The organism is Erythrobacter oryzae (assembly GCF_030271515.1).
GTDB lineage: Bacteria > Pseudomonadota > Alphaproteobacteria > Sphingomonadales > Sphingomonadaceae > Erythrobacter > Erythrobacter oryzae.
This window is the reverse complement of sequence record NZ_JASCXI010000003.1, coordinates 318,032-341,442: the sequence shown is the minus strand read 5'-3', so window position 1 is coordinate 341,442 and position 23,411 is coordinate 318,032. Positions and strand designations below refer to the sequence as shown.

Annotated in this window: 31 protein-coding genes; 16 read left to right on the top strand and 15 right to left on the bottom strand. The window is 67.2% G+C overall.

The features are described 5' to 3' along the window. Positions 1-15: 15 nt before the first annotated feature. Both mnmE and PFX90_RS10545 read right to left on the bottom strand, forming a co-directional pair. Positions 16-1,299 carry a tRNA uridine-5-carboxymethylaminomethyl(34) synthesis GTPase MnmE gene (gene mnmE / locus PFX90_RS10550; RefSeq protein WP_285712402.1) on the bottom strand — a complete coding sequence of 428 codons (1,284 nt, stop codon included), beginning with the start codon at positions 1,297-1,299 and terminating at the stop codon, positions 16-18. Positions 1,300-1,303: 4 nt separating this feature from the next. Next, positions 1,304-1,576, bottom strand: coding sequence for a DUF6489 family protein (locus PFX90_RS10545; protein WP_285712400.1), 273 nt, complete (start codon positions 1,574-1,576; stop codon positions 1,304-1,306). Between the two features lie 94 nt (positions 1,577-1,670). On the opposite strand from PFX90_RS10545, the gene PFX90_RS10540 reads away from it, so the two are divergent. Genes PFX90_RS10540 through PFX90_RS10530 form a run of 3 tightly spaced genes read left to right on the top strand, consistent with a single transcriptional unit; the run spans position 1,671 to position 3,408 of the window. Continuing rightward, positions 1,671-2,369 (top strand): dienelactone hydrolase family protein, encoded by a 699-nt coding sequence (locus PFX90_RS10540; RefSeq protein ID WP_285712399.1) that lies wholly within the window; start codon positions 1,671-1,673, stop codon positions 2,367-2,369. Then, the gene (locus tag PFX90_RS10535; protein WP_285712398.1) at positions 2,366-2,995 is read left to right on the top strand and encodes a hypothetical protein; all 630 of its coding nucleotides are present in this window, start codon (positions 2,366-2,368) and stop codon (positions 2,993-2,995) included. Before PFX90_RS10540 ends, PFX90_RS10535 begins: the two co-directional genes overlap by 4 nt. 8 nt (positions 2,996-3,003) lie before the next feature. Then, on the top strand, positions 3,004-3,408 hold the full coding sequence (locus PFX90_RS10530; protein WP_285712397.1) for a nuclear transport factor 2 family protein: 405 nt from the start codon (positions 3,004-3,006) through the stop codon (positions 3,406-3,408). Here PFX90_RS10530 and PFX90_RS10525 read toward each other — a convergent pair. The 5 genes from PFX90_RS10525 to hemE all read right to left on the bottom strand — a co-directional run bounded on the left by PFX90_RS10525 (position 3,356) and on the right by hemE (position 7,269). Next, positions 3,356-3,814: a BLUF domain-containing protein gene (locus PFX90_RS10525; protein ID WP_285712396.1), complete on the bottom strand. Its 459-nt coding sequence runs from the start codon at positions 3,812-3,814 to the stop codon at positions 3,356-3,358. The two genes, PFX90_RS10530 and PFX90_RS10525, sit on opposite strands and share 53 nt — an antisense overlap. 79 nt (positions 3,815-3,893) lie before the next feature. Then, positions 3,894-4,286 (bottom strand): BLUF domain-containing protein, encoded by a 393-nt coding sequence (locus PFX90_RS10520; RefSeq protein WP_285712395.1) that lies wholly within the window; start codon positions 4,284-4,286, stop codon positions 3,894-3,896. 61 nt (positions 4,287-4,347) lie between these two features. After that, complete coding sequence (rho, locus tag PFX90_RS10515; RefSeq protein ID WP_073974497.1) at positions 4,348-5,613, bottom strand: transcription termination factor Rho; 1,266 nt, start codon at positions 5,611-5,613, stop codon at positions 4,348-4,350. Positions 5,614-5,804: 191 nt separating this feature from the next. Further along, complete coding sequence (locus PFX90_RS10510) at positions 5,805-6,248, bottom strand: CopD family protein (protein WP_285712394.1); 444 nt, start codon at positions 6,246-6,248, stop codon at positions 5,805-5,807. Between the two features lie 4 nt (positions 6,249-6,252). Continuing rightward, a complete protein-coding gene (gene hemE, locus PFX90_RS10505) occupies positions 6,253-7,269 on the bottom strand; it encodes a uroporphyrinogen decarboxylase (protein WP_285712393.1) in 1,017 nt (338 codons plus the stop codon). A 315-nt stretch (positions 7,270-7,584) separates the two neighbouring features. On the opposite strand from hemE, the gene PFX90_RS10500 reads away from it, so the two are divergent. The 10 genes from PFX90_RS10500 (at position 7,585) to PFX90_RS10455 (ending at position 14,167) form a co-directional block, all read left to right on the top strand. Further along, positions 7,585-8,430 carry a pyruvate, water dikinase regulatory protein gene (locus PFX90_RS10500; protein ID WP_285712391.1) on the top strand — a complete coding sequence of 282 codons (846 nt, stop codon included), beginning with the start codon at positions 7,585-7,587 and terminating at the stop codon, positions 8,428-8,430. Then, complete coding sequence (locus PFX90_RS10495) at positions 8,427-9,029, top strand: Maf family nucleotide pyrophosphatase (RefSeq protein ID WP_285712390.1); 603 nt, start codon at positions 8,427-8,429, stop codon at positions 9,027-9,029. Before PFX90_RS10500 ends, PFX90_RS10495 begins: the two co-directional genes overlap by 4 nt. Beyond that, positions 9,026-9,883 carry a shikimate dehydrogenase gene (gene aroE, locus PFX90_RS10490; RefSeq protein ID WP_285712389.1) on the top strand — a complete coding sequence of 286 codons (858 nt, stop codon included), beginning with the start codon at positions 9,026-9,028 and terminating at the stop codon, positions 9,881-9,883. The genes PFX90_RS10495 and aroE overlap by 4 nt, the downstream gene beginning before the upstream one ends. Beyond that, positions 9,880-10,464 carry a dephospho-CoA kinase gene (gene coaE / locus PFX90_RS10485; RefSeq protein WP_285712388.1) on the top strand — a complete coding sequence of 195 codons (585 nt, stop codon included), beginning with the start codon at positions 9,880-9,882 and terminating at the stop codon, positions 10,462-10,464. Before aroE ends, coaE begins: the two co-directional genes overlap by 4 nt. A gap of 49 nt (positions 10,465-10,513) precedes the next feature. Beyond that, positions 10,514-11,218, top strand: coding sequence for a DNA polymerase III subunit epsilon (gene dnaQ, locus PFX90_RS10480; RefSeq protein ID WP_285712387.1), 705 nt, complete (start codon positions 10,514-10,516; stop codon positions 11,216-11,218). Positions 11,219-11,276: 58 nt separating this feature from the next. After that, complete coding sequence (hpf, locus tag PFX90_RS10475; RefSeq protein ID WP_285712385.1) at positions 11,277-11,843, top strand: ribosome hibernation-promoting factor, HPF/YfiA family; 567 nt, start codon at positions 11,277-11,279, stop codon at positions 11,841-11,843. 170 nt (positions 11,844-12,013) lie between these two features. Beyond that, entirely contained in the window at positions 12,014-12,475 is a 462-nt protein-coding gene (locus tag PFX90_RS10470) for a PTS sugar transporter subunit IIA (RefSeq protein WP_285712384.1), read from the top strand. A gap of 15 nt (positions 12,476-12,490) precedes the next feature. Continuing rightward, positions 12,491-12,979 (top strand): PaaI family thioesterase, encoded by a 489-nt coding sequence (locus tag PFX90_RS10465; protein ID WP_285712383.1) that lies wholly within the window; start codon positions 12,491-12,493, stop codon positions 12,977-12,979. Positions 12,980-12,981: 2 nt separating this feature from the next. Then, entirely contained in the window at positions 12,982-13,323 is a 342-nt protein-coding gene (locus tag PFX90_RS10460) for a DUF1491 family protein (protein ID WP_285712382.1), read from the top strand. Positions 13,324-13,516: 193 nt separating this feature from the next. Continuing rightward, positions 13,517-14,167, top strand: coding sequence for a cell wall hydrolase (locus PFX90_RS10455; RefSeq protein ID WP_285712381.1), 651 nt, complete (start codon positions 13,517-13,519; stop codon positions 14,165-14,167). Between the two features lie 86 nt (positions 14,168-14,253). Here the strand turns inward: PFX90_RS10455 and xth are convergent, their stop codons facing one another. Genes xth through PFX90_RS10440 form a run of 3 tightly spaced genes read right to left on the bottom strand, consistent with a single transcriptional unit; the run spans position 14,254 to position 15,891 of the window. Further along, the gene (gene xth, locus PFX90_RS10450) at positions 14,254-15,048 is read right to left on the bottom strand and encodes an exodeoxyribonuclease III (protein WP_285712380.1); all 795 of its coding nucleotides are present in this window, start codon (positions 15,046-15,048) and stop codon (positions 14,254-14,256) included. 38 nt (positions 15,049-15,086) lie between these two features. Next, the gene (locus PFX90_RS10445) at positions 15,087-15,419 is read right to left on the bottom strand and encodes a HesB/IscA family protein (protein ID WP_285712379.1); all 333 of its coding nucleotides are present in this window, start codon (positions 15,417-15,419) and stop codon (positions 15,087-15,089) included. A 40-nt stretch (positions 15,420-15,459) separates the two neighbouring features. After that, positions 15,460-15,891, bottom strand: a complete 432-nt coding sequence (locus PFX90_RS10440; RefSeq protein ID WP_285712378.1) for a CBS domain-containing protein — start codon at positions 15,889-15,891, stop codon at positions 15,460-15,462. 138 nt (positions 15,892-16,029) lie between these two features. Here PFX90_RS10440 and PFX90_RS10435 point away from each other — a divergent pair, with 138 nt between their 5' ends. Then, positions 16,030-16,341, top strand: coding sequence for a hypothetical protein (locus PFX90_RS10435; protein ID WP_285712377.1), 312 nt, complete (start codon positions 16,030-16,032; stop codon positions 16,339-16,341). 44 nt (positions 16,342-16,385) lie between these two features. Here the strand turns inward: PFX90_RS10435 and PFX90_RS10430 are convergent, their stop codons facing one another. From PFX90_RS10430 to PFX90_RS10410, 5 genes are read right to left on the bottom strand one after another with little or no spacing between them, the layout of a single operon-like run. Further along, positions 16,386-16,814 carry a (2Fe-2S) ferredoxin domain-containing protein gene (locus tag PFX90_RS10430; protein WP_285712375.1) on the bottom strand — a complete coding sequence of 143 codons (429 nt, stop codon included), beginning with the start codon at positions 16,812-16,814 and terminating at the stop codon, positions 16,386-16,388. Further along, a complete protein-coding gene (locus tag PFX90_RS10425) occupies positions 16,811-19,003 on the bottom strand; it encodes a S9 family peptidase (protein ID WP_285712374.1) in 2,193 nt (730 codons plus the stop codon). The genes PFX90_RS10430 and PFX90_RS10425 overlap by 4 nt, the downstream gene beginning before the upstream one ends. Before the next feature lie 52 nt (positions 19,004-19,055). Further along, complete coding sequence (locus tag PFX90_RS10420) at positions 19,056-19,580, bottom strand: DUF2497 domain-containing protein (protein ID WP_285712845.1); 525 nt, start codon at positions 19,578-19,580, stop codon at positions 19,056-19,058. Between the two features lie 46 nt (positions 19,581-19,626). Continuing rightward, on the bottom strand, positions 19,627-21,102 hold the full coding sequence (locus PFX90_RS10415) for a TolC family outer membrane protein (protein ID WP_285712373.1): 1,476 nt from the start codon (positions 21,100-21,102) through the stop codon (positions 19,627-19,629). Next, positions 21,099-21,692 (bottom strand): protein-L-isoaspartate O-methyltransferase family protein, encoded by a 594-nt coding sequence (locus PFX90_RS10410; protein ID WP_285712372.1) that lies wholly within the window; start codon positions 21,690-21,692, stop codon positions 21,099-21,101. The genes PFX90_RS10415 and PFX90_RS10410 overlap by 4 nt, the downstream gene beginning before the upstream one ends. On the opposite strand from PFX90_RS10410, the gene PFX90_RS10405 reads away from it, so the two are divergent. Then, positions 21,691-21,831, top strand: coding sequence for a hypothetical protein (locus PFX90_RS10405; protein ID WP_285712371.1), 141 nt, complete (start codon positions 21,691-21,693; stop codon positions 21,829-21,831). The two genes, PFX90_RS10410 and PFX90_RS10405, sit on opposite strands and share 2 nt — an antisense overlap. Positions 21,832-21,905: 74 nt before the next feature. Further along, the gene (gene fumC / locus PFX90_RS10400) at positions 21,906-23,333 is read left to right on the top strand and encodes a class II fumarate hydratase (protein WP_285712370.1); all 1,428 of its coding nucleotides are present in this window, start codon (positions 21,906-21,908) and stop codon (positions 23,331-23,333) included. Positions 23,334-23,411 lie beyond the last annotated feature (78 nt).

Genomic DNA, 23,411 nt, shown 5'->3' with positions numbered 1-23,411 from the left:
GTTTCACGTGAAACATTACTTCCCGATGCAGAACCGCCCGAATAGCGTGTCGAGCATATCTTCGGTCGTCGCGCGCCCGATCAGCCGGTCGAAGGCGAGGCGCGCGCGACGCAGTTCCTCGGCGACCAACAGGGGGTCGGAGAGGCTCTTCGCGGCGCGCAACGCCTCCTCAGCCTCCGCGAGGCGGGTGTGCTGGCGGGCGTTCAGCGCCGCCTCACCCGGCTTGGGCAGAGCGCCGCGCGCCGCTTCCACCAGCGCGGCCTTCAATGCGGCGACCCCCTCGCCCGTCACGGCGGAGAGGGTGAAGCGAGCGCTCGGCTTCGTGCCGAAGCCTTCGCGGTCGGCCTGGGCGGCGATCTCCCAGGCCCCGTCCGGCCCCTCGCCCTCAGGTCCCAGCCACAAAACCGCGTCGGCGCGCGCCAGCGCGCCCAGCGCCCGCTCGATGCCGATGGCCTCGATGGCGTCCGAGGAATCTTCTCGCAATCCCGCGGTATCGACGAAGGTAAACGGCACCCCGCCAATCGCCACGGAGCGCTCGATCACATCGCGCGTCGTCCCGGCGATCGGCGAGGTGATCGCGGCCTCGCTCTCGACCAGCGCGTTGAACAGGGTCGACTTGCCCGCATTCGGCGGCCCGGCGAGCACCACCCGGAACCCTTCCCCCAGCCGCTCGGAGCGCGGACGGGCGAGCCATTCGGCCAGCTCATCCGCGAGCGCGCCAATGTTCCACGTGAAACATTCGGGGAGGTCGGCGCTGTCCTCCTCGTCCGAGAAGTCGAGCACGCCCTCGACTTCGGCGGACAACACCAGCACCCGCTCGCGCCACCCCTCGACCTGCCGCGACAGCGCCCCGCCCGCGTTCGCCAAGGCGGCAGCGCGCTGCAATTCGGTTTCGGCCGAGAGTAGATCGGCGAGCCCCTCGGCCTCGGCCAGATCAATCCGGCCATTGGCGAAGGCGCGGCGGGTGAACTCCCCTGGCTCGGCGCGACGCAGCCCGCGAAGCGAATCGAGCGCCCCCTCAAGCGCCGCAACCACCGCGCGACCGCCGTGACAGTGGAACTCGGCGAGGTCCTCGCCCGTCGCCGTGCGCGGCCCCGGAAACCACAGCACCAGCGCCTCATCGAGCAAAGCCCCATCCGCGCCGCGCAGTCGCGCCAGCGACGCGCGGCGCGCTTCCGGGACCCTGCCCGCCAACGCCTCCAACGCCGAACGCGCCGCCGGGCCGGAGACGCGGATCACCCCCACGCCCGCGGGCGGCGCGCCGCTCGACAGCGCGAAGATCGTATCCGCCGCGGTCACGAGGTTAGTCGGAAGACTTCTTCTTCGCCGAGCCCCCGGCCCCGCCCGCGGCCATCTTCATCCCGCCTTCCACAAAATTCTGGAACAGCTTCAGCCCCACCTGCCCCATCGGCGCCAGCGCGCTCGCATATTGCTGGAGCTGGCCCGGGTCCGAGACCCCCCGCATCGCCGCGGTCAGGTTCTCGACATAGACGTTGTTGGCCGCGCTCACATCGGGCAGGCCCATGAAGCTGCGCGCCTCTTCGGGGGTGCAGTCGATTTCGATGGTGATCTTCATGGGGCCGGCCTCCTCCTCCTGTCTCCCCCTCTCATTTGCGCTTGGCACGCGCGCAAGGCAAGGGATAGACCATGAGGCAAAGGAGAGACCCCCCATGAGCCTCAACGAAACCATCCCCACCCTCGCTGCTGATGCCAGCTTCGGCGCCTATGTCGCCAAGCCCTCGGGCGAGGCCCGCGGTGCGATCATCGTCATCCAGGAGATCTTCGGGGTGAACCCCGGCATCCGCCAGAAGTGCGACAAGCTGGCGGCCGAAGGCTACCTCGCGGTCGCACCCGATCTGTTCTGGCGGATCGAGCCGGGCATCGAGCTCGACCCCGATGTCGAGCCCGAATTCCAGCGCGCGCTCGGCCTGTTCGGGGAGTTCGACCAGGACGCCGGCATCCGCGATATCGAGGCGACCATCCAACACATCCGCCGCACCCTCGGCGTCGCCAAGGTGGGCTGCGTGGGCTACTGCCTCGGCGGGCGGCTCGCGTTCATGACCGCGGCGCGCACCGATATCGACGCGAGCGTCGGCTACTACGGCGTCGGCATCGACGGGCTGCTCGGCGAGAAGCACGCGATCGCTCACCCGCTGATGCTCCACATCCCGACCAAGGACGGCTTTGTTCCACGTGAAACACAGGCCGCGATGCACGCGGGGCTCGACGATCACCCCAAGGTGACGCTGCACGATTACGAGGGCCTCGACCACGGTTTTGCGACGGAGCATGGCAAGCGCCGCCACGAGGAAGCCGCGAACCTTGCCGACGGGCGTACGGCGGCGTTCTTTGCGGAACATCTGGGGTGAAGGCCTCTCCGTTCCTCGCCCTCGCCCTGATCGCCGCGCCCGCCGCCGCGCAGGTCGGCCCGCAGCCGATGTTCGATGCCGGCGAAGAGCTCGAGGTCGAACTCCACGCCGATTTCAACGGCGATGGCCACGCGGACGTCGCATATATCGTGCGCGGTGACGACAAGCGCGAGCTGCGGGTGGCGACGACCTTCATCACCGAAGTCGAGATTGGCGAGAACCCACCACAGGTGCTGGCGCTCGACCCCTACCCGCTCGCCGATGCGCGCCTGTCTGAGACAGACAGCGCGAAAGGCAAGGTGCTGGTGCTGGAAGACCTCACCGGCGGCACCACCGCCGTGTCCAGCACCCACCGCTTCCGCTGGGACGCCAGGCTGGAGGCGATGCGGCTGATCGGATTGGACGCGACGCTCTACAGCCGCACCTATGCCCATGATGGCAAGGAGGCGAGCTGGAACCTGTTGACCGGCGATCTCGTCACCCGCACCCTGCGGCTGAACAAGGGGCCGGGCGATCAGGCCTACGACACAGTCGGCGAAACCAAGCGCAAGAAGCCGAGCCCGCCGCTCAGGCTGGAGAACTCGCCCAGCGGCGACGATCTGCTCGGGTGGCCGGGGGCGAAGTAAAGGAGGGAATGATGGGACACGCACACGCAGGCCTGGCGAAATGGCACGCCTATATGGAGCACGACGGTGACCCCGCGCTGCTCTCCGATCTGCTCGCCGAGGACGCGGTGTTCCACTCGCCGGTGGTGCACACCCCGCAGGTCGGCAAGCCGATCGTCATGGCCTATCTCGTCGCCGCCAGTCACACGCTGGGGAACGACAGCTTCCACTATGTCCGCGAACTGGTCGATGGCGACGAGATGATGCTCGAATTCGTCACCGTGATGGATGGCATCACCGTCAACGGGGTCGACATCATCCGCTTCAATGCGGAGGGAAAGATTAGCGATTTCAAGGTGATGGTGCGGCCCTTGAAGGCGATCAACAAGGTCTGGGAAATGATGGCCGCGCAGCTTGAGGCGGCGAAGGCTTGAGCGTTTCGTGCGCGGCGAACCCTTCGACGAAGAACGCGCGGACCGCATCCTCGATCGCCGGGCACATCCGCTCGCCCGCCTCCTCGTGCATCAGTGCGAGCGCCTTGCCGATGTGGTGATCGTCGAAATAGCGCATCGGCCAGTGCGGGAAGGTCGCGTCCGGGATCGAGCGTTCGAACAGCACCTCGACGCCTGTGTGGCGGATGTCGCGGCGGATCGTCTCGAAGGTGGCGAACAGCTTCCAGGTCGGCCCCTCGAGGATCTGGAGCAGGTGCTCCTCCGCCTGGAGCAGCACGCCCGACAGCCCCTTGGCCTCGTTGGCGACGCGCGCATGATAGACCAGCCGGAACATCTCCGCCCGGTCGAGCCCGGGAGCGGCGGTGCTGCGATAGATGATGCGGCGCATGGTGCTTCCCCTGTGGTCCGGGGGAGAACCTGCCACACGGCAGTCTGCCAGCAGGTTGCCGGGGCTTAAGGGTTTCGCCCTAGTTCAGCACCGCAAAGTTGACGATCATCTTGCGCACCTCGGGGTCGAGGCCGCGGGGCAGATCGCGCTCGAGCATCTCGCGGCGGCTCTCGATGCTTTCGGCGATCATCACGCGGTTCATCGCCCAGTCGGGGCAGGCGCGCTGATCGATGGTGCGGCGGTCGAGCACCGAGACGCCCGCATGGCGCGGATCGGCGGTGATGGTCTCCATCAGCGCAGCCACCTCGTTCTCCTCGCCTTCGAGCAATTGCAGGAAGTTGCGGCCGTTGAACAGCAAGAGGCCGGTGATCCCGCGCACCGGATTGTTGCGCGCGCTCGCGGCGAGGATGGCGTCCACCTCCTCGCGCGGCAGGGTCGGCGCGGTGCTGATGTAGAGATACTGACTGAGCACGTCTTCCCGTCCTTCAGACCTGTTCTTCCGGGCCGACCCCATGGCCCATCTGGCAGATAACCTATTGATTCATCGTAGCGAAGAAATCTTCGTTGGTCTTGGAATCCTTCATCTTGTCGAGCAGGAATTCCATCGCGTCTACGGTCCCCATCTGCATCAGGATGCGGCGCAGCACCCACATCTTGCTGAGATTGTCCTTGGCGACCAGCAGCTCTTCCTTGCGGGTGCCGGACTTGCCGACATCCAGCGCGGGGAAGATGCGCTTGTCGGAGACCTTGCGGTCGAGCACGATTTCCGAGTTGCCGGTGCCCTTGAACTCTTCGAAGATGACCTCGTCCATGCGGCTGCCGGTGTCGATCAGCGCGGTGGCGATGATCGAAAGGCTGCCGCCTTCCTCGATATTGCGCGCGGCGCCGAAGAAGCGCTTGGGGCGCTGGAGAGCGTTGGCATCGACACCGCCGGTCAGCACCTTGCCCGAGGACGGAACGACGGTGTTGTAGGCGCGGCCCAGGCGGGTGATCGAATCGAGCAGGATGACGACGTCATGCTTGTGCTCGACCAGGCGCTTGGCCTTCTCGATCACCATTTCGGCGACCTGCACGTGGCGGCCGGCGGGCTCGTCGAAGGTCGAGGAGATGACCTCGCCCTTCACCGAGCGCTGCATGTCGGTGACTTCCTCGGGGCGTTCGTCGACCAGCAACACGATCAGGAACACTTCGGGGTGGTTGTCGGTGATCGCCTTGGCAATGTTCTGGAGCAGCACGGTCTTACCCGTGCGCGGCGGGGCGACGATCAGCGCGCGCTGGCCCTTGCCCTGGGGCGCGATGATGTCGATCACCCGCGCGCTCTTGTCCTTGACCGTCGGATCGAGGCTGTCGAGGCTGAGCTTCTGGTCGGGATAGAGCGGCGTCAGGTTGTCGAAATTGGTGCGCAGGCGGACCGCGTCGGGATCGTCGAAATTGACCTTGGCGAGGCTGGTCAGCGCGAAATAGCGCTCGCCATCGCGGGGTGCGCGGATCTCGCCCTCGACCGTGTCGCCGGTGCGCAGGCCCCAGCGGCGGACCTGGTTGGGGGAGACGTAGATGTCGTCCGGCCCGGCGAGGTAGTTCGCCTCGGGACTGCGCAGGAAGCCGAAGCCGTCCTGCAGCACCTCGATGGTGCCGATCCCCATGATCTTCTCTTCGTATTCCTCGTCCTCGGCGAGTTCGCGCAGGATTGAGAACAGCAGGTCCTGCCGGCGCATGGTCGAGGCGCCCTCGACGCCCAGCTCTTCCGCCATCGCGACCAGTTCGGCCGGGGTCTTTCGCTTGAGGTCTTTCAAATGCATTTTTGTGGTGTTCCGAAAGTCTTGAAGTGGCCGGTGGGTCAGTGCCGCCCTTGGCAGGCGGTGCCCCTTTGGTAGACGGGGCTGGGCTTGGAGAAAGCAGACCTTGCGGGAGCGGGTTCGCGCTCCGGTACCGGATAGGTGGATTGGAAATAGGAGCGTGCACCGCCGAGGTCAATCGGCGATTGCGCGGCTCAGAAGGGCTTGAGGTAGACCAGCAGCACGATAAGGATCAGCAGCACGCCCGGGACCTCGCCGATCATGCGCAGGGTCTTTTCGGAAAGCGGCCGCTCGCCGCGCGCCATCTTCTTTGTCTGGCCGACCAGCCAGCCGTGATAGCCGGTCATCGCCACCACCAGCGTCAGCTTGGCGTGGAGCCAGCCCGAGGTGAACCAGCCGCCGCCATAGGCCATCGACAGGCCGAGCACCCAGACGATCAGCATCGAGGGCGTGAGGATGATCGCGCGCAGCTTGCCCATCCGCTCCGCCCACATGGCCTCGCCTGCCGAACCGGGTTCGTGGTCGAGCATGTAAATGCACTGGCGCGGCAGCATGAACAGCCCCGCCATCCAGAACACCATGAAGATCACGTGCCCGGACTTGAGGAACAGGTAGATCGAGGAAAGCGCTTCCTGCATTCGGTCAGCCTCTCAAAGCTGCAAGCAATTCCTCGACGTGCGAAATCGGCGTGAACTGCCCGATCCCGTGGCCGAGGTTGAAGACGTGGGGGCGATCCTCGAAGGCGGCGATGACGGTCTTCACCCGCGCCGCCAGCGCCGGGCCGCCCGCTTCCAAGAGCAGCGGGTCGAAATTGCCCTGCACCGGCATGCCTTCGGGCAGGCTCTGGTGCGCCCAGACCGGATCGAGCGTCTCGTCGAGGCCGACCGCGTCCACCCCGGTCTCTCGCGCATAGGCGGGCAGCTTCGCCCCCGCGCCCTTGGGGAAGCCGATCACCGGGGTATCGGGGTGCGATTGCTTGAGCTTGGCAGTGATCGCGGCGTTGGGGGCGATCACCCACTTCTCGAACTGGTCGGGGGCAAGGCTGCCCGCCCAGCTATCGAACAGCTGCACAGCCTCCGCCCCCGCATCAATCTGGCCGCGCAGGTAAGTCACCGACACATCGACGATCGCGTCGATGATCGCCTGCATCCGCACAGGATCGCGGTAAGCCAGCAACCGAGCCACGTGGTGATCCTTGGAGCCCTCGCCCGCAATCATGTAGGTCGCGACCGTCCAGGGACTCCCCGCAAAGCCGAGCATGGTCACTTCGGGGCCGATCATGGCGCGGGTCAGGCGCACGGTCTCGTAAACCGGCTCGAACCGCTCGAAGGCGGGGGTGAACGAGTCGAGCTCCACCTCGAGCAGCGTCGGCGCAAGGTGCGGGCCTTCACCGGCGGCAAAGGTCAGCCCCTGCCCCATCGCGTGCGGCACGATCAGGATGTCGGAGAACAGGATCGCGCCATCGAAGCCGAAGCGCCGGATCGGCTGGACGGTGATCTCCGCCGCGGCCTCGCTGTCATAGACCAGCTCGAGGAAGCCGCCCTTCTCGGCCCGCAACTCCCTGTATTCCGGCAGATAACGCCCCGCCTGACGCATGAGCCACACGGGGGCGACGTCCTGGCGGACACCTTTGAGCGTATCGAGAAGCGGACCGGGCATAGGGTTCCTTAGAGCAAATCAATTCAATTTTAAAAAGGATGGATGGAGTCTGTTGGCCCTGTGGAAAGCGGGAATTACCGGTCTCTGCCCGGTTGCCCCCGATAAACCCCCTTGCCCCAGCCCCCACCGAATCCGCACGGATTGGACGTCAAGCCAGCTTTATCCTCAGTCTTCACAGCCTGTCGACAAAACTTGTCCCGTGTGCGCAAATGCCCCGAGGAAAAGGCTTGGAGCGGGGAGGAAAATCCCTCCCCAGCTTGTCCGCCCGCGCCTCCCGTGGTTTATGCGGCGATCTGTCCACAGGGCGCTTGCGGCATGAACCGACTCAATCTTCATCTTGTATCGGATTCGACCGGCGAGACGCTGGAAATGATCGCCAAGGCGGCCCTCGCCCAGTTCGACAATCCGGCGGTGAACCGCCATTTCTGGCCGATGGTGCGCTCGCTCCAGCACATGGACCGGATCGTCCCCGATCTCGCCGCGCATCCGGGCCTCGTGCTCTACACGCTGGTGAACCCCGAGACGAGGAAGCGCCTCGAGGAACATTGCCGCCACCTCGGCCTCCCCGCCGTGCCGGTGCTCGACGGGGTAACCGCCGCACTCGAAGCGCAGCTCGGGCAGGAGGCGCACGGGCGTCCGGGCCGCCAGCACATGATGGACGAGAGCTATTTCAAGCGGGTCGAGGCGATCCAGTACACCATCGCGCACGACGACGGGATCGGGCACGAGGAGTGGGAGCAGGCCGATATCGTGCTGGTGGGCGTGTCGCGTTCCTCGAAGACGCCGACCGGCATCTACCTCGCCAATCGCGGCTACAAGGTCGCGAACATCCCGCTGGTGGTCGAGAGCCCGCCACCGCAGACGCTTTACCGCCTGCGGCACCCGCTGGTGGTGGGGCTGACGACTTCGCCGGAGCGCCTGATCCAGATCCGCCGCAACCGGCTGCTCTCGCTGAACGAGGCGACCGAGACGGCCTATGTCGATAACGACCGGGTGAAGGCCGAGCTGCAATTCGCCCGCCGGATGTTCGCCGACAATGGCTGGCCGGTGATCGACGTCACCCGCCGCTCGATCGAGGAGACCGCGGCGGCGATCATCCGGCTGGTGCAGGAGCGCGACCGCAAGCCGGCGAGCGAGGGCGGGACGGGGAAGCCGATATGACCGCTGCGCCCCCGCGCCTGATTCTCGCCAGCAAGTCAGCCTCGCGCCAGGCGATGCTCGATGCGGCGGGTGTCGCTTACGACAGCATCCCCGCCGATATCGACGAGCGCGCAGTCGAGGCCGGGTTGGACGGCGCCGCGCCCGCCGAGGTGGCCGAGGCGCTCGCGGTCGCCAAGGCCGCGGCGGTGGCGGCATTGCATCCGCAAGCGCTGGTGCTGGGGAGCGACTCGCTGGTGGTGTGCAAGGGCCGCCGCTTCGACAAGCCCCGCTCGCGCGAGGAGGCGGGGGAACACCTGCGCTTCTTCTCGGGCAGCGTGATGGAGCTCCACTCCGCCGCCGCGCTGGTCAGGGATGGCGGCTGCGAATGGAGCCACGCGAGCCTCGCGCGGCTCCATGTGCGCGACCTGTCGGAGGATTTCATCGCCCACTATCTCGACCTCGAATGGCCCGCGATCGGCCACACCGTCGGCGCGTTCCGGATCGAAGGCCCCGGCGTGCAGCTCTTCGAGAGCATCGAGGGCGACCAGTTCACCGTGCTCGGGATGCCGCTGCTGCCGCTGCTCGGCGCGCTGCGGGAGGAAGGGGTGCTGATCGCATGACACAGCCTTACGCGGAAGTGATCGGCGACCCCATATCGCAGTCCAAGTCGCCGAAAATCCACAAGTTCTGGCTCGGAAAGCTGGGGGTCGAGGCCGACTACCGCGCCTGCCATGTCACCCCCGACGCCCTGCCTGCCTACCTTGCCGAGCGCCGCGAAGACCCGCTCTGGCGCGGATGCAATGTCACCATGCCGCACAAGCAGGCGGTGATGCCCTTGCTTGATGGGATCAAATCCCCCGCCGACGCCATCGGGGCAGTGAATACGATCCTGCCCTTGGGCGACGGCGCGCTGGCGGGGACCAATACCGACGCGGCGGGCTTCCTCGAACCGCTCGCCAAAGACCTCGCCCAGACCCACTACTTCCGCATGGCCCGGATCATCGGCACCGGCGGCGCGGCGCGGGCGATCATCAGTGCGCTCGCGGGTCACAACTTCACGCTGGTCGTCGCGGGCCGCGATCCGGGCAAGGCGCGGGCCTTGCTCGACGAGCTTGCGCCGGGGGGCGAGCATCATGCCATCGACCTCGCCCATTTCTCCGACCCCACCGACTTCGCCTTCGACGACCGCGAGGGGTGTCTCGACCTCATCGTCAACGCCTCCAGCCTCGGGATGCAGGGCCAGCCCCCCCTGCCCTTCGACTGGAGCCACGCGCCTCCGCGGAGCATCGCCTACGACATCGTCACCGCGCCGCTCGACACCCCGCTGCTCCAGACCGCGCGCGCGAGTGGCCACCGCACCATCGACGGCCTCTCCATGCTGATCGGCCAGGCCGCGGTCGCCTTCGAAAAATTCTTCGGGCAGGCCCCGCCCCGGCAATACGACGCCGAACTGAGAGCCCTCCTCACCGCATGACAAAACAAAAAATCATCGGCCTCACCGGCTCCATCGGCATGGGCAAGTCGACCGTCGCCGCCATGTTCGCCGAGGCAGGCATCCCAGTGTTCGACGCCGATGCCGAGGTGCGCGCGATGCAGGGGCCCGGCGGTGAACTCATTCCCGCCATCGAGGCCGCCTTCCCCGGTTCGACCGGCCCCGAAGGCGTCGACCGCGACCGGCTGGGCCATCAGGTCTTCGCCGACAAGGCTGCCCTCGCCCGCCTCGAAGCCATCGTCCATCCGGCCGTGGCCGCCAAACGCGCCGCCTTCCTCGAAGCCCACCGCGACAAGCCCGCGGTGGTCTTCGACATCCCGCTGCTGTTCGAGCGCGGCGGGCACTCTACGGTCGATCTGGTGGTGGTCGTCTCCGCTCCTGAAGACATCCAGCGCGCCCGCGTGCTTGCCCGCCCGGGGATGACGCCCGAGAAATTCGACCACATTTTCAAGCTGCAACTCCACGACACCGAGAAACGCGCGCGCGCCGATCATGTCATCGACACCGGCACCAGCCTCGAAGAAACCCGCGCGCAGGTCGCCGCGCTGATTGCTGCACTTTGACGACAATGGCCGCTTGCAAGACTCGGAAACTGGGCAGATAGTCCCCCAAATGCGCGAGATTATTTTCGACACCGAAACCACCGGGCTCGATCCCAAGACCGGGGACCGGATGGTCGAAATCGGCTGCATCGAGATGGTCGGCCGGGTCGAGACGGGGCGCACCTTCCACGCCTATTTCAACCCCGATCGCGATATGCCGATCGAGGCCGAGCGGGTTCACGGCCTCAGCGCCGCCTTCCTCGCCACCAAGCCGCGCTTCATGGAAAGCGTCGACGAGCTGCTCGAATTCCTCGGCGACTCCAACCTCGTCGCGCACAATGCCGGGTTCGACTTCGGCTTCCTCAACAACGAGCTGGAGCTGGCGGGCCGCACCCCCATCAGTCTCGACCGGATGGTCGACACCGTCGCCATCGCGCGGAAAAAGCACCCCGGCGCCAAGCTCAGCCTCGATGCGCTGTGCACCCGCTACGGGATCGATCGCTCGCACCGCGTCAAGCACGGCGCGCTGCTCGATGCGGAACTGCTTGCTCAGGTCTATGTCGAGCTGACCGGCGGGCGGCAGATCGGGCTCGGCCTCGCCGACAGCGCGCCCGATACCCCTGCCATCACCGAACTCACCCCCAATGCGCCCTGGCACCGTCCGTCCGCGGACAGGCCCCGGCGCGAACCCCGCCCCCACATGGCCAGCCCGGAGGAGCTGGAACGGCACCGCGCATTCATCGCGGAGATCAAGGGCGCGATCTGGGTCGATTAGAGCCTGACGCGTCTACCCTATTCTGGGATCCTCACTCTTGGACAGAGGACTACGCTTCATGGACATTCGGATTTCCGGCCACCAGATGGACACCGGCAGCGCGCTGCAGACGCACGCCGCGGACCGCCTCGGCGCGATCGTCGACAAGTATTTCGAGCGCGCGATCTCGAGCTCGGTGACCTTCGGCAAGGCTCCCGCGGGCGCCTTCACCTGCGACATCGTCACCCATGTGATGCAGGGCCTGATCCTCAAGGCGCAAGGGACCGCGCATGACGTCCACGTCGCCTTCGACGATGCGGTGGGCAAGATCGAGAAGCAGCTCCGCCGCTACAAGCGCCGCCTCACCGACCGCCACGAACAGGCCGATCACGCCCGCGGCGAGGAAGAGGCCGCCTACACCATCTTCATGGTCGAGGAAGACGAGGAGGAAGAGGTCGTCGCCGATGCCCCGCTGGTGATCGCCGAGACCCGCGTCGACATCCCCACCGCCAGCGTCGCCGACGCGGTGATGATGCTCGACCTCCGGAACACCGGCGCGCTGTTTTTCAAAAACGCTGGCACCGGACGGCATAATATGGTCTACAGGCGCGCCGATGGCTCGATTGGATGGGTCGAGCCGAGATAGGGCCATAGCCCGCCCTGCGCTCCCAAGGAAAAGGGGCGGCAGGGCCCGCTTTCGAAGGTCCAGGCGGTCGCAGGAGGGGGCACCGCCCCGGCCCGTGAAGCCCCCGCGAGGGGGCCCGGCGGACCGGACCTTCGCCAGTGAAGGCGTGTTGTTTCGGGATCAATTGCACCATGGACGTCAACCTCGCTCTTTCCCCCCAGGCGATCGCTTTCGCCCGGCTCGATACCAAGCCGAAGATCCTTGCCCGCACGGCCCAGCTGCTGAGCGCGGCCTACGGGCTCGACGAGAGCGAGGTGCTCGAGAACCTCGAGGCGCGCGAGGCGCTGGGGAGCACCGGCTTCGGGCGCGGGGTGGCGATTCCGCATTGCCGCTCGAAGGACATCCGCCGCCCCTCGCTGGCGCTGATCCGCCTCGAAGCGCCGATCGATTTCGGCGCGGTCGATGCGCGGCCCGTGACGCTGGTGTGCGGCCTCGTCTCGCCCGAGAATGCCGGGGCGACGCACCTCCACGCCCTCGCCGCGATCTCGCGCCTGACCCGCGACGAGACGACGCTCCAGATGCTCGCCGACGCGCCCGATACCGAGGCGGTCTATGCGCTGCTGACCAACCAGTTCCTGCGCGACGCAGCCTGATCCGACCCTTGCCCGATGCCGGCCAGTGACGAACCCCTGCCCGCGAGCGGTGCCGACCAGCACTTCCGCGCGCTGGAGCGGCTCTATGCCTCGGCCCCGGTCAACGCCAAGTTCGCGAGCACGCTGCACATCCCGGGCGAGGGCCGCTCGCGCCTGACCTTCACCGTCACCCCGGAAGATTACCACGCGGCCGGGGCGGCGCACGGGACGATCTATTTCAAGATGCTCGACGATGCGGCCTTCTACGCCTGCAATTCGCTGGTGACCGACCGCTTCCTGCTGACCACCAGCTTCAACCTGTTCTTCTCCAAGCCCGTGCGCGCCGGGCAGGTCACCGCCGAGGGCCACTGGGTCAGCGGCCGCCGCCGCGTGTTCGTCGCCGAAGCGCGGCTGGTCGACGAAGAGGGCGACGAGATCGGGCGCGGCACCGGCACCTTCATGAAGAGCCGCATCCCGCTCTCAAGCCTGCCGGGCTATGCCGCGGGCGGCCCCTCGGGGCTCTAGCGATGGAAGGCAGGCTCCCCGCGCATCTCGAAGCCGGGGCGATCATGCGCCTTGCCCAGACCGAGGGGGGATTCGCCACCGTGCTCGCCAAGGGGGAGCATGACGCGGGCACAATCCTCGTTGTAACCCTGTGTCGCGGTAAAGACGGCGTGGTGTACGAAAGAATGCCGCAGCTCGACGGATCGCGAAAGTTTATTGCTGCGAAGCGGGAAAACCCTGAGAATCCTCAGGAATTTTCCGAATATCTGGCCCGCCGCCGCGTGCAGGACAGCGATATGTGGTTAATCGAGGTGGATATCGCGGATCGGGAACGGTTCGTCGCGCAATTGGCCGATTTGGTTTGACGTAAGCGTCAACCGTCGCCAGAGGCCCGCCACTTCCTGAGCGCAGGCTGGCACGCCGCGGCAATTCGGCCGCACCGCCAGCACGCAGACGGGGAGCGGCCGGCAGGCTTCTTCGAACCCCCGCATCGGTAACGGTCCGGATCAAGGTTCCCGCCTGCGCCTCGGCGCGCTCACCGCCGAATTAGTCGATTACATGAGTCGCAAGACTGCCACGATTGCTGCGATTGCGGGCCTCGCATTCGCAACCACGATGTTCCCCAGCGGCCACGATGCCGCAGCGCTGGCCCAGGCCGCGCATGAACAGCTCACCGCTCCCGCCCCGGTTGCAGCGCCCGAGCTGGTCCCCGAACAGATCGAATTTGTCGCCGAGCCGGTGGTGCAGCAGCTTCCCGCGCCCGCCGCTGCGACCCCCGTCGAAACCGAAGCCGGATCGCTCCACGAGCTGGTCGGCATGATCGACACCTCTGCCCCGATGTCCGAAGAGATGCGCTGCCTTGCCGGCGCGGTCTATTTCGAGGCGCGCGGAGAGGAGCTCGCAGGCCAGCTCGCGGTTGCGCAGGTGATCATCAACCGCACCGAGGACGGCCGCTTCCCGCGCTCCTATTGCGGCGTCGTCGCCCAGCCCGGCCAGTTCTCCTTCATGCGCGGACGCCGGATGCCGGCGGTGCGCGAGGGCTCGGCCGCATGGGAACGCGCGGTCGCGGTTGCCCACATCGCCGACAAGGGCCTGTGGGAGAGCGAGGCCGAGGGCGCGGTGTTCTTCCACGCCCGCTACGTGAAGCCCGGCTGGACGCGCAACAAGACGCGGCTGGCGCAGATCGACACGCATATATTTTATAGGTGATGGAGGGGGCGCTCGGCTTCGCCTTCGCGTCCCTTCTTCCCAAGCTCGTCATCCCCGCGCAGGCGGGGATCCAGCTGACTTGGCGTCTAGGCGCCCAGCCTGACCCAAACAGGCGTGTGGTCGCTGGCCTTCTCGCGGCCGCGATAGGCCTTGTCGACGCCGCAGGCTTCCATCCGATCCGCACATTCCGGCGAGAGCAGGATGTGGTCGATCCGGAACCCGTGATCGCGCTGCCAGGCGCCCGCCTGATAGTCCCAATAGGTCCACACGCCCCCGCGCGGGTTGTGGGTGCGGATAGCGTCGGTCCAGCCATCGGCGAGGAGGCGCGCATAGGCCGCGCGGCTTTCGGGCTGCATCAGCGCGTCGTCCTGCATCGCCTTCACCGACCACACGTCGTCATCATGCGGGATGACGTTGAAATCGCCGAGCACCACCGCGGGCACTTCCTCGGCCCAGATCTGCGCCATCCGCTCCCGCAGCCGCGCCATCCATGCGAGCTTGTAGGTGAACTTCGGCCCCGGATGGGGGTTGCCGTTGGGGAGGTAGAGGCAGGCGATCCGCACGCCGTTGACGTCCGCCTCAAGGTAACGTGCCTGCTCCTCGTCACCCTCGTTGGGCCCGGGGATGCCGAGGCCGCGCTGGACTTCGGTGAGGTGATAGCCCGCCCGCGCGTCTGCGAGTATCGCGACGCCGTTGAAGCTCTTCTGCCCGTGCCAGATCGCCGAGTAGCCGATCGCTTCGAAGTCCGCGGCGGGGAAGCCCTCGTCCTGCGTCTTGATCTCCTGCAGGCAGGCGACCGCGGGGCGGGTTTCCTCGAGCCATTCGATGAGGCGCGGGCCCCGCGCCTTGATGCCGTTGATGTTGAAGGTGGCGATTTTCATGCGCGCGCTTGTGCCGCAAACGACGCGCCGGGTCTAACCTAAATCCCGAAGCTCGCCCCGCAGCCGCAGCCGGCGGCGGCTTGCGGGTTCTCGACCTTGAAGGCCGCGCCGCCCAATGATTCGACGAAATCGACCGTGCTCCCCGCGATCAGATCGAGGCTGACGGGATCGACCACCAGCTTCACGCCATCGGTCTCGGAGACAGAATCCTCGGCATCGGGGCCGTCGGCCAGTTCGAACTTGTACTGGAAGCCCGAGCACCCCCCGCCCTCGACCGCGAGGCGCAGGATCGCCGGGCGCGCCTGCTTGCTGGCGATAAAGGCCACCCGCTTGGCGGCGGAGGGGGTGAGGATCAGGGGCGCGGCGCTCATGGCTTACAATCTAGTGGGCCTGACCCTGCTTCTCAAGCGGTCACGCCGCGGTGATGTAGTTGCGCAGCGCCTCGGCCTCGCCCTGCACCTGGTCCATCTTGTGCTTCACGAGGTCGCCGATCGAGATGAAGGCGACCAGCTCGCCATTTTCGACCACCGGGAAGTGGCGGAAGCGGCGGCGGGTCATCATGCCCAAGGCCTCGTCGATGGTGGTGCCGGGTTCGACCGTGACGGCGGGCGAGGTCATGATCTCCTCGACCGCGACATCGAGGCACTCCTTCCCCCGGTCGGCGAGGCGGTAGATCACGTCGCGCTCCGAGACGATGCCGACGACGCGCCCCTCGCGCAGCACCGGCAGCGCGCCGATGCGCTTGGCGGCGAGGGTCTGCACCACTTCCGAGACCGGGGTGGTGCAATCGCAGGCGATGATGTCGCCTGAGGTGCGTTGAGCGATGATGCGGGCAATGGTCATGGCGAGTCTCCCTCTCTACCGGAGAGGGAAAGTGCCATGAGCCTGACGAAAAAGCGAATCCGCCGTTGCACCGCGTGCGCGGGGCCTTGCAGCTTTCGCGCGTTGCATTGCGGCAGGGGGCGGGCCATGTCGGGAGCCATGACCCGCAAGTCCCCGCTCGACGATCCCGTGAACGCCGCCCACGCCTGGGCGCGCTACCGCCAGATCATGAAATGGCTGCTCGCCGCGACGGTGCTGGTGGTGGCGACCGCGATGGGCTTGCTGTTTGCCTATAATGGCATGATTTCAGTGCATTTTTATATAGCGGTGGCGCTGGGGATCAGCCTTACCATGCTGCTCGGCGGGGGGCTGATGGGGCTGGTGTTCCTCTCCAACGGCACCGGCCACGACGAATCGGTCGACAACCAGATGCCGGAACGCGACGAGCTGTGGAGCCCGCGGGAGGACTGAGGGTGCTGAAGCAGGCGCGAGCCTCCGGCTCGCGCCCCCACCCCCTACCCCTCCCCTGAAGGGGAGGGGGGATTGAGCCGGTAATCCTCCACCGGAACGCCGCCGATCAGGTGTTCCTGAATGATCCGCTCGAGCACCTTGGGGCTGCACGAGTGGTACCACACCCCGTCCGGCCACACGACCGCGACGGGCCCGGCCGCGCAGATCTGGAGGCAATCGGCCTTGGTGCGCTGCACCCCGCCGCCTGCGCCGCGTTTGCTCTCGCCGGTGCGCTGCGGGCCGACCAGCCCCAGCTCCTTCAGCCGCGACTTGAGGAAGCCCCACGCCTCCTCGCCGGCCTCGCGCGAGCAGCATTTCTGCTTCTCGGACAGCGCGCAGAGCATGATGTGGCGCCGGATCGCGGTCCCCTGTTCGGGATCGCCGAAATGCTTGGCGAGCGAATGGCGCGCGGATTCGAGTTCCTTGCGGCTCACTTGCCGTCCACTCCCGCGGCCTCGCGGTTCAGCCAGCGGTCGAGCCAGGCGAACACCGTCTGGTGCCATTGCAGCGAGTTCTTCGCGCCCAGCACCCAGTGGTTCTCGTCGGGGAAGACCAGCAATTGCGCGGGGATGCCGCGTTCCTGGAGGGCGGTGAAGCTCATCAACCCCTGCGAATAGGGCACGCGGTAGTCCTTCTGGCCGGTGACGACCAGCATCGGCGTCTTCCACTTGTCTACGTGGTTGGCGGGGTTCCACTTCTCGTAGACGTCCTTCGCCTGCTCGTAGGTCCCGCCATGATCCCAGCGCGGGAACCACAGTTCCTCGGTCGAATAATACATCGAGCGGTTGTCGAAGATGCCGTCGTGCTGGACGATGCAGCGGAAGCGGTCGGGCCAGTTGCCCGCGATCCAGTTGACCATGTAGCCGCCGTAGCTCGCGCCCATCGCGCAGGCCTTGTCACCGTCGATCTGCGGGTCGAGCGCGATGCCGGCGGCAAAGCCCTTTTGCAGGTCCTCGAGCGGCCAGCCGCCCCAGTTCTTGTTGATCGCGTCGGTGAAGGCCTGCCCGTAGCCGGTCGACCCGTGGAAATCGACCGAGATCACCGCATAGCCCTGCGAAGCCAGCACCCGGGGGTTCCAGCGGTTCGACCAGCTGTCGTTGAAGCTCCCTTGCGGCCCGCCGTGGATGTAGAGGATCGCCGGGATCGGCCCGGTCTGGTCGGCGAGGCGGGTGAGCTGGCCCCACACCGTGTCGCCGTTCGCCCCGGTGAAGCTGAAGCGGCGGGTGACGATGCTGGCCATCGCCCCCATGCGGGTGGTGGCGACATCGGTGAGCGGGCGGGCCTGCCCCATGCCGTCCGACAGGAACAGCTCGGCCGGCTGGCCGATCGAATCGCGGGTGAACAGCGCGCGGCCACCGGGCAGGGGGACGAGGTTCGAAATATGCGCCTCGTTCCCCGCCATCAGGTTGAGCTCGGTCACCTTGCCGGTGGCGATGTCGATGCGGAAGGCGGGGGTGTCGAGCACCTTCTGCGCGGTGGCGATCAGGCTCTTGCCGTCGGCGCTCCATGCGAGGCTGCCAAAGGAGAGGTCGGTGTCGCGGGTCAGCGCGCGGCGGGCGCCGGTCTTGCGGTCGAGCAGCACCACGACCTGCCTGTCCGCCTCGTAGGTCGGGCGCTCCATCGCCAGCCACGCCAGCCAGCGGCCATCGGGCGAGGGGGTCGGCGCGGTGTCGGTGGCGTCGTTGTCCGAGACCTTGAGCGGCATGTCCTCGCTGAAATCGGTGACGTAGATGTCGAGATTGGTCGATCCCGGCTCCTCCGCGTCCGATAGCCGCGCGGTGAAGTAGACCCATTTGCCGTCGGGCGAGAAGGCGATCTCCTCCGCGCCGCCGAAGGGCATGGTGGGGGTGTCGGCGATGATGCCGGTGGCGGGGTCCTTGCCGTCGACCGGCTCACCCTCGCCCGTGGCGACGCCACCGCTAAGCGGGTAGACGAAGATGCGGTTGTGGAGGCCCGGGGTCGCCCAACGGTCCCAGTGGCGCACGAAGCCGTCCTTGGCGTCGTAGAGGCGTCCGGTGCCGGGGCCGGGGGTGTAGGGCGTCGCCGCGTCGGCGCAGCCGAAAGTCGGGCATTCGCGCGGCACCTCGCCCCACACGGCGAGCCGCGCGCCATCGGGGGCGAGCTTGAAGCCCGCGATGTCGCGCGCGGTCTGCGGTGTGACGAGCTCGGGGGTCCCGGCTTTTCCATCTTTCGCCAGCGTCACCCGCCACACCCGCGACAGGGTCAAGGGCAGGCTTTGGGCGGAGATCAGGTTCGTCTCGCTGCTCAGGAAATAGAGCGCCCCGTCCGGCCCGAAGGCGAGGTCCGAGGCCTTGAGCCCGAGGTCGAGCGCGACCGGCACCGCACCCGGCTTGGTGAGGTCGATCAGGTAATGCGTCGGCGACCGCTTGAGTGTCGCCGGATCGGTCACGGTCACGCTGTAGACCGCCAGCGTGCCCTCCTTGTTGACCGCCGGTGCCCCGAGGCGCGGGAGGGTGACCAGATCCTCGGCGGTCATCGGCGGCGCGGCGACTCCGGGGACGACCGAGGCGGCCTGCGCGCGGGCGGACAGATCCTCGGCGGCGAGCGGGGCCGAGAAAGCGATAGCGGCGACCAGCGCGCCGAAAGCTGTGAGATGACGCATGGCCGGAGGCGTTAGACCTCCTGCGCCCCCGGCGCTAGCCCAAGGGTTATGCTCAGCGGCGCTTGCCGACGATCCGGGCGATTTCCGCCTGCACGAGGCTTTCGACCATCGCGGGGAGGTTCGCCTCGAGCCACTCCGCCAGCATCGGGCGCAACAACTCGCGGGTCAGGCCTTCGAGCGAGGTCTCGCCCGAGCGCACGATCTGCGGGCGGGCGGGCGGCTCGGCCAGCATGGCGAGCGCGGCGAGGTTCTCCTGCATCGCATCGCGCACCTGATCGGCGATCAGCGGGGCTTCCTCGGTCTGGGTGAGCGGCATTGCCGGGGTCTGGGCCGGGGTCTGGGCGGGCGCCTCGGCAGGAAGCTCCATTTCCGACAGGTCGAGCACTTCCTCGGCATCGCGCACCTTGTGGGTGCGGGCGAGCGGGGCGGGCTGGACGGCATCGTCCTCCGCAACGAGCATCCGCCGCCGCCGCGCTTCCATCGCGCCGACGCGGTTGTCGCGGGCGATCACCTTCTTGATCGATTCGAGGATCTCCTCGACCGAAGCCTCGCCACCCTGCCCGTTATCCTGGCCCATCATTCGCCCCGTAAACCTGCCGCAAAGTCCCGAATCGGGACGGCGATCATTCGCCGGGCAGCAATTGCGGGCCGATTGTCGCCGTGGCGGGGGGGATGTCAACGGTTCTGGTCGATTTCGCAGCAGGTTCGGGATCGCGGTCCCAGTCGTTCATCTTGCTGCTGACCCGCTCGGAATTGATCGTCGGGTCATAGAGCGGCCCGCCGACATCGAGGTTGAGATCGCGCGCCTCGGCCTTGCCCATCAGCACCAGCAGGTTGAACCCGGCGACATAGGCGTTGCGCCGCGCGGTCACCAGCTGGGCGCGGGCCTGCACCAGCTCCTGCTCGCCGTTGAGCACGTCGAGAATCTGGCGGTTGCCGATCGAGTTTTCCGCGCGAAGGCCTTCAAGGCTGAGTTCGGCCGCTTCGACCGCGGCCTGTGCGCTCTTGATCACGCCATTGGCGGCCTGCCACGCGGCATAGGTCGCGCGGGTATCGGCGATGATCTGGCGTTCGTTGAGGATCACGTCCTCCAGCGCCGCGCTCTCGCGCGCGCCGGCCTGCCGCTGGCGGGCGGCGGGAAGGCCGCCCTGGAAGATCGGGATGGTGATCCGCACCCCGGCGTTGGCTGTCTTCTCGCTCTGCGCGAACTGCGCCGCGACCGGGCCGCCGAGAGTGCCGTAGAAATCGCTGTACTGGCCGTTGCTGAACAGCGAGACGGTCGGCAGGCGTCCGGCTCCGGCGGCCTTGGTGTCGAAACCTGCCGCCTCGGCCCGCTGGCGCGCGGCATCGAGCGCGGGGTTGTTCTCGAGCGCGGTGACGATCGCCTGACCCACCGTATCGGGCAGGCCCGGCAGCGGCGGCGGCGCTTCGAGCTCGCCCGGGGCTTGCCCGACGAGCCGGATATAGGTCTCGCGCGCGTTGATGAGGTTGGCCTCGGCGGTTTGCAGATCGCCTTCCGCCAGCGCGAGGCGCGAGCGCGACTGGGCGACGTCGGTGATGGTCAGATCGCCGATCTGGAAGCGGTCGCTGGTCGCCTCGAGATTGGTCCGCAGCACCTGCACCTGATTGGTCGCCAGAGCGACCAGCGCCTCGGTCCGCAGCACGTCCATATAGGCGGCGACGACCTGCGCGAAGAGCGAGCTCTCGACATTGCGCAGGTCAGCCTCGTTCGCCTCGACCCGCTCCTTGGCGGCGGCGATGTTGTTGCGCACCGCGCCGCCCGAATAGATCGGCATGACCAGCGCCGCGGTCACCCCGAGGTTGCGCTCGGGCGCGGTGAAGGAGTTGGCCGACTGGCGCAGGAACTCGATATGGGTCGCGGTGACATCGAGCGTGGGCAGGCCCTGCGCGCGCGCGATCGGCACGTTCTCGTCATTGGCGCGCTTGGTGGCCCGCGCGTTCTCGAGCGAGGGGTTGGTGTTGTAGGCGGCGGCCAGCGCCTCGCGCAGGTCGTCGGCATGGGCGGGCGCGGCCAGCGCGGTGAGCGCCAGCAGGCTCGCCGTTGCGGCCAGCTTGAGCGAGGCGGGGCGAGCCGTCACGCGAAGGTCCAGCGCTTGGGCGCGGCGAAGGCGGCGAGCACGGGGATGCCGAGATCCTCGAGCGGCTGGAGGCTGACGGTGCCGGCGATCTTCCGGCCCGAGGCGAGGCGGGTGACCTGGCGCAGCACGAGGCCGGTGACGATCCGGCCATTCTCGGCCAGCGCGGCGGCGAGCCCCTCGGGCAGCTGCTCGATCGCGCCGTCGACGACGACAAGGTCATATTCGCCCGCGCCCTGCAAGGCGGCAGCTTCGGCGGCGGTGACTTCGGTGACGCTGCCCGCCAGCGGCGCGATCAGCGCGGCGAGGTAGCCGGTGCCGCCGCTCACCACCAGCACACGGGTCTCCGGCGCAGGCGCGGCTTCGAGCAGCAGCTTGCCGTAGAACAGCGGGCTCGCGAGGTGGCCGCCTTCGCCCAGCGAAACCGCGCGGTCGATATAGGCCTGCGCGGCTTTCTCGGCCGGAAGGAAGTCCTCGCGCGGGACGGCGAGCATCCGGGCAAGCACATATTCCTCGTTCACGCCGCTGGTGCGCAGCTGGCTGTCGATCATCGCGCGGCGGGCGGTTCGGGTGTCGGGAAGGGTCTGCGTCATGGTGCTCATCATTTCTCGGGTGACTGTATTAGGGTCGCAATACAGCCGGTCAACCCTCTCCTTAAACGTGCTGCCGCGCGCTTCCAAGGCTTTTGCCCGCGATCCGCGTGCGGATAGCCTGACGATTTTACGCCTTTGACCCCGTCCAAGCTGGGGCTTAGGGGAGCGCGTAACCCAGTGGGGCGCAAATCGACTTAGTGAGGGATGGCTTCGATGAGTGACATGGCAGGCAATGGGGCGACAAACGGCGGTGACGTGCGGATCGAGACCGATTCGCTGGGCGAAGTGGCGGTTCCGGCCAACATGCACTGGGGCGCGCAGACGCAGCGCTCGATCGTCAACTTCCCGATCGGCGGCGAGAAGATGCCCCCCGCCCTCGTGCGCGCGCTGGGCGTGCAGAAGCTTTCGGCGGCCAAGGCCAACATGAAGCTGGGCGTGCTCGATGCCGGGATCGGCGAGGCGATCGTCCAGGCCGCGCGCGAGGTGATCGACGGGACGCTCGCCGACCAGTTCCCGCTGGTGGTGTGGCAGACCGGATCGGGAACTCAGTCGAACATGAACGCCAACGAGGTGATCGCGAGCCGCGCGAACGAGATTCTCACGGGGAAGAAGGGCGGAAAGACGCCCGTCCACCCCAACGATCACTGCAACATGGGCCAGTCGTCGAACGACACCTTCCCCACCGCGATGCATATCGCCGCGGCGGTCGAGGCGATGGACCACCTGATCCCGGCGTTGAAGAAACTCCACGGCGCGCTCGATGCCAAGGCGAGCGAGTTCGCCGACATCGTCAAGATCGGCCGCACCCACTTGCAGGATGCGACCCCGATGACGCTGGGGCAGGAATTCTCCGGGTATGCCGCGCAGGTCGGCTACGGGATCAAGCGGGTCGAGGCCGCGCTCCCCCGCGTGCTCGAGCTGGCGCAGGGCGGGACGGCCGTTGGCACCGGGATCAACGCCAAGGTCGGCTTCGACACCGCTTTCGCCGCCGAAGTCGCCGCTGAGACCGGTCATCCCTTCGTCACCGCGCCCAACAAGTTCGAGGCGCTCGCCGCGCATGATGCGATGGTCGAGATTTCGGGCGCGCTCAACGTCCTCGCGGTCAGCCTGATGAAGATCGCCAACGACATCCGCCTGCTGGGCTCCGGCCCCCGCTCGGGCCTAGGCGAACTGAGCCTCCCCGCCAACGAGCCCGGCTCCTCGATCATGCCGGGCAAGGTCAACCCGACCCAGTGCGAGGCGATGACGATGGTCTGCGCGCAGGTGATGGGCAATCACGTCGCGGTGACGGTGGCCGGATCGCACGGGCATCTGGAACTGAACGTGTTCAAGCCGGTGATCATCTACAACGTGCTGCAATCGATGAAGCTGATCGGCGATGCGAGCCACGCCTTCACCGACAATTGCGTGGTCGGGATCGAGGCCAACACCACCCGCATCACCCAGCTTCTGAACGAAAGCCTGATGCTGGTGACCGCATTGAACCCCCACATCGGCTACGACAATGCCGCCAAGATCGCCAAGAAGGCGCACGCGGAAGGCACCACGCTGAAGGAGTCGGCACTGGCGCTCGGCCTGCTCACCGAAGAGCAGTTCGCGCAGTGGGTGGTGCCTTCGGACATGATCCGCCCGCGGGATTAAGTGCTGTTGGTCGATGATGAACGGCTGTTCATCTTTCGACCAAGGCGAGTCTGCGCCCGACAACTTGCGCCCTGCCCG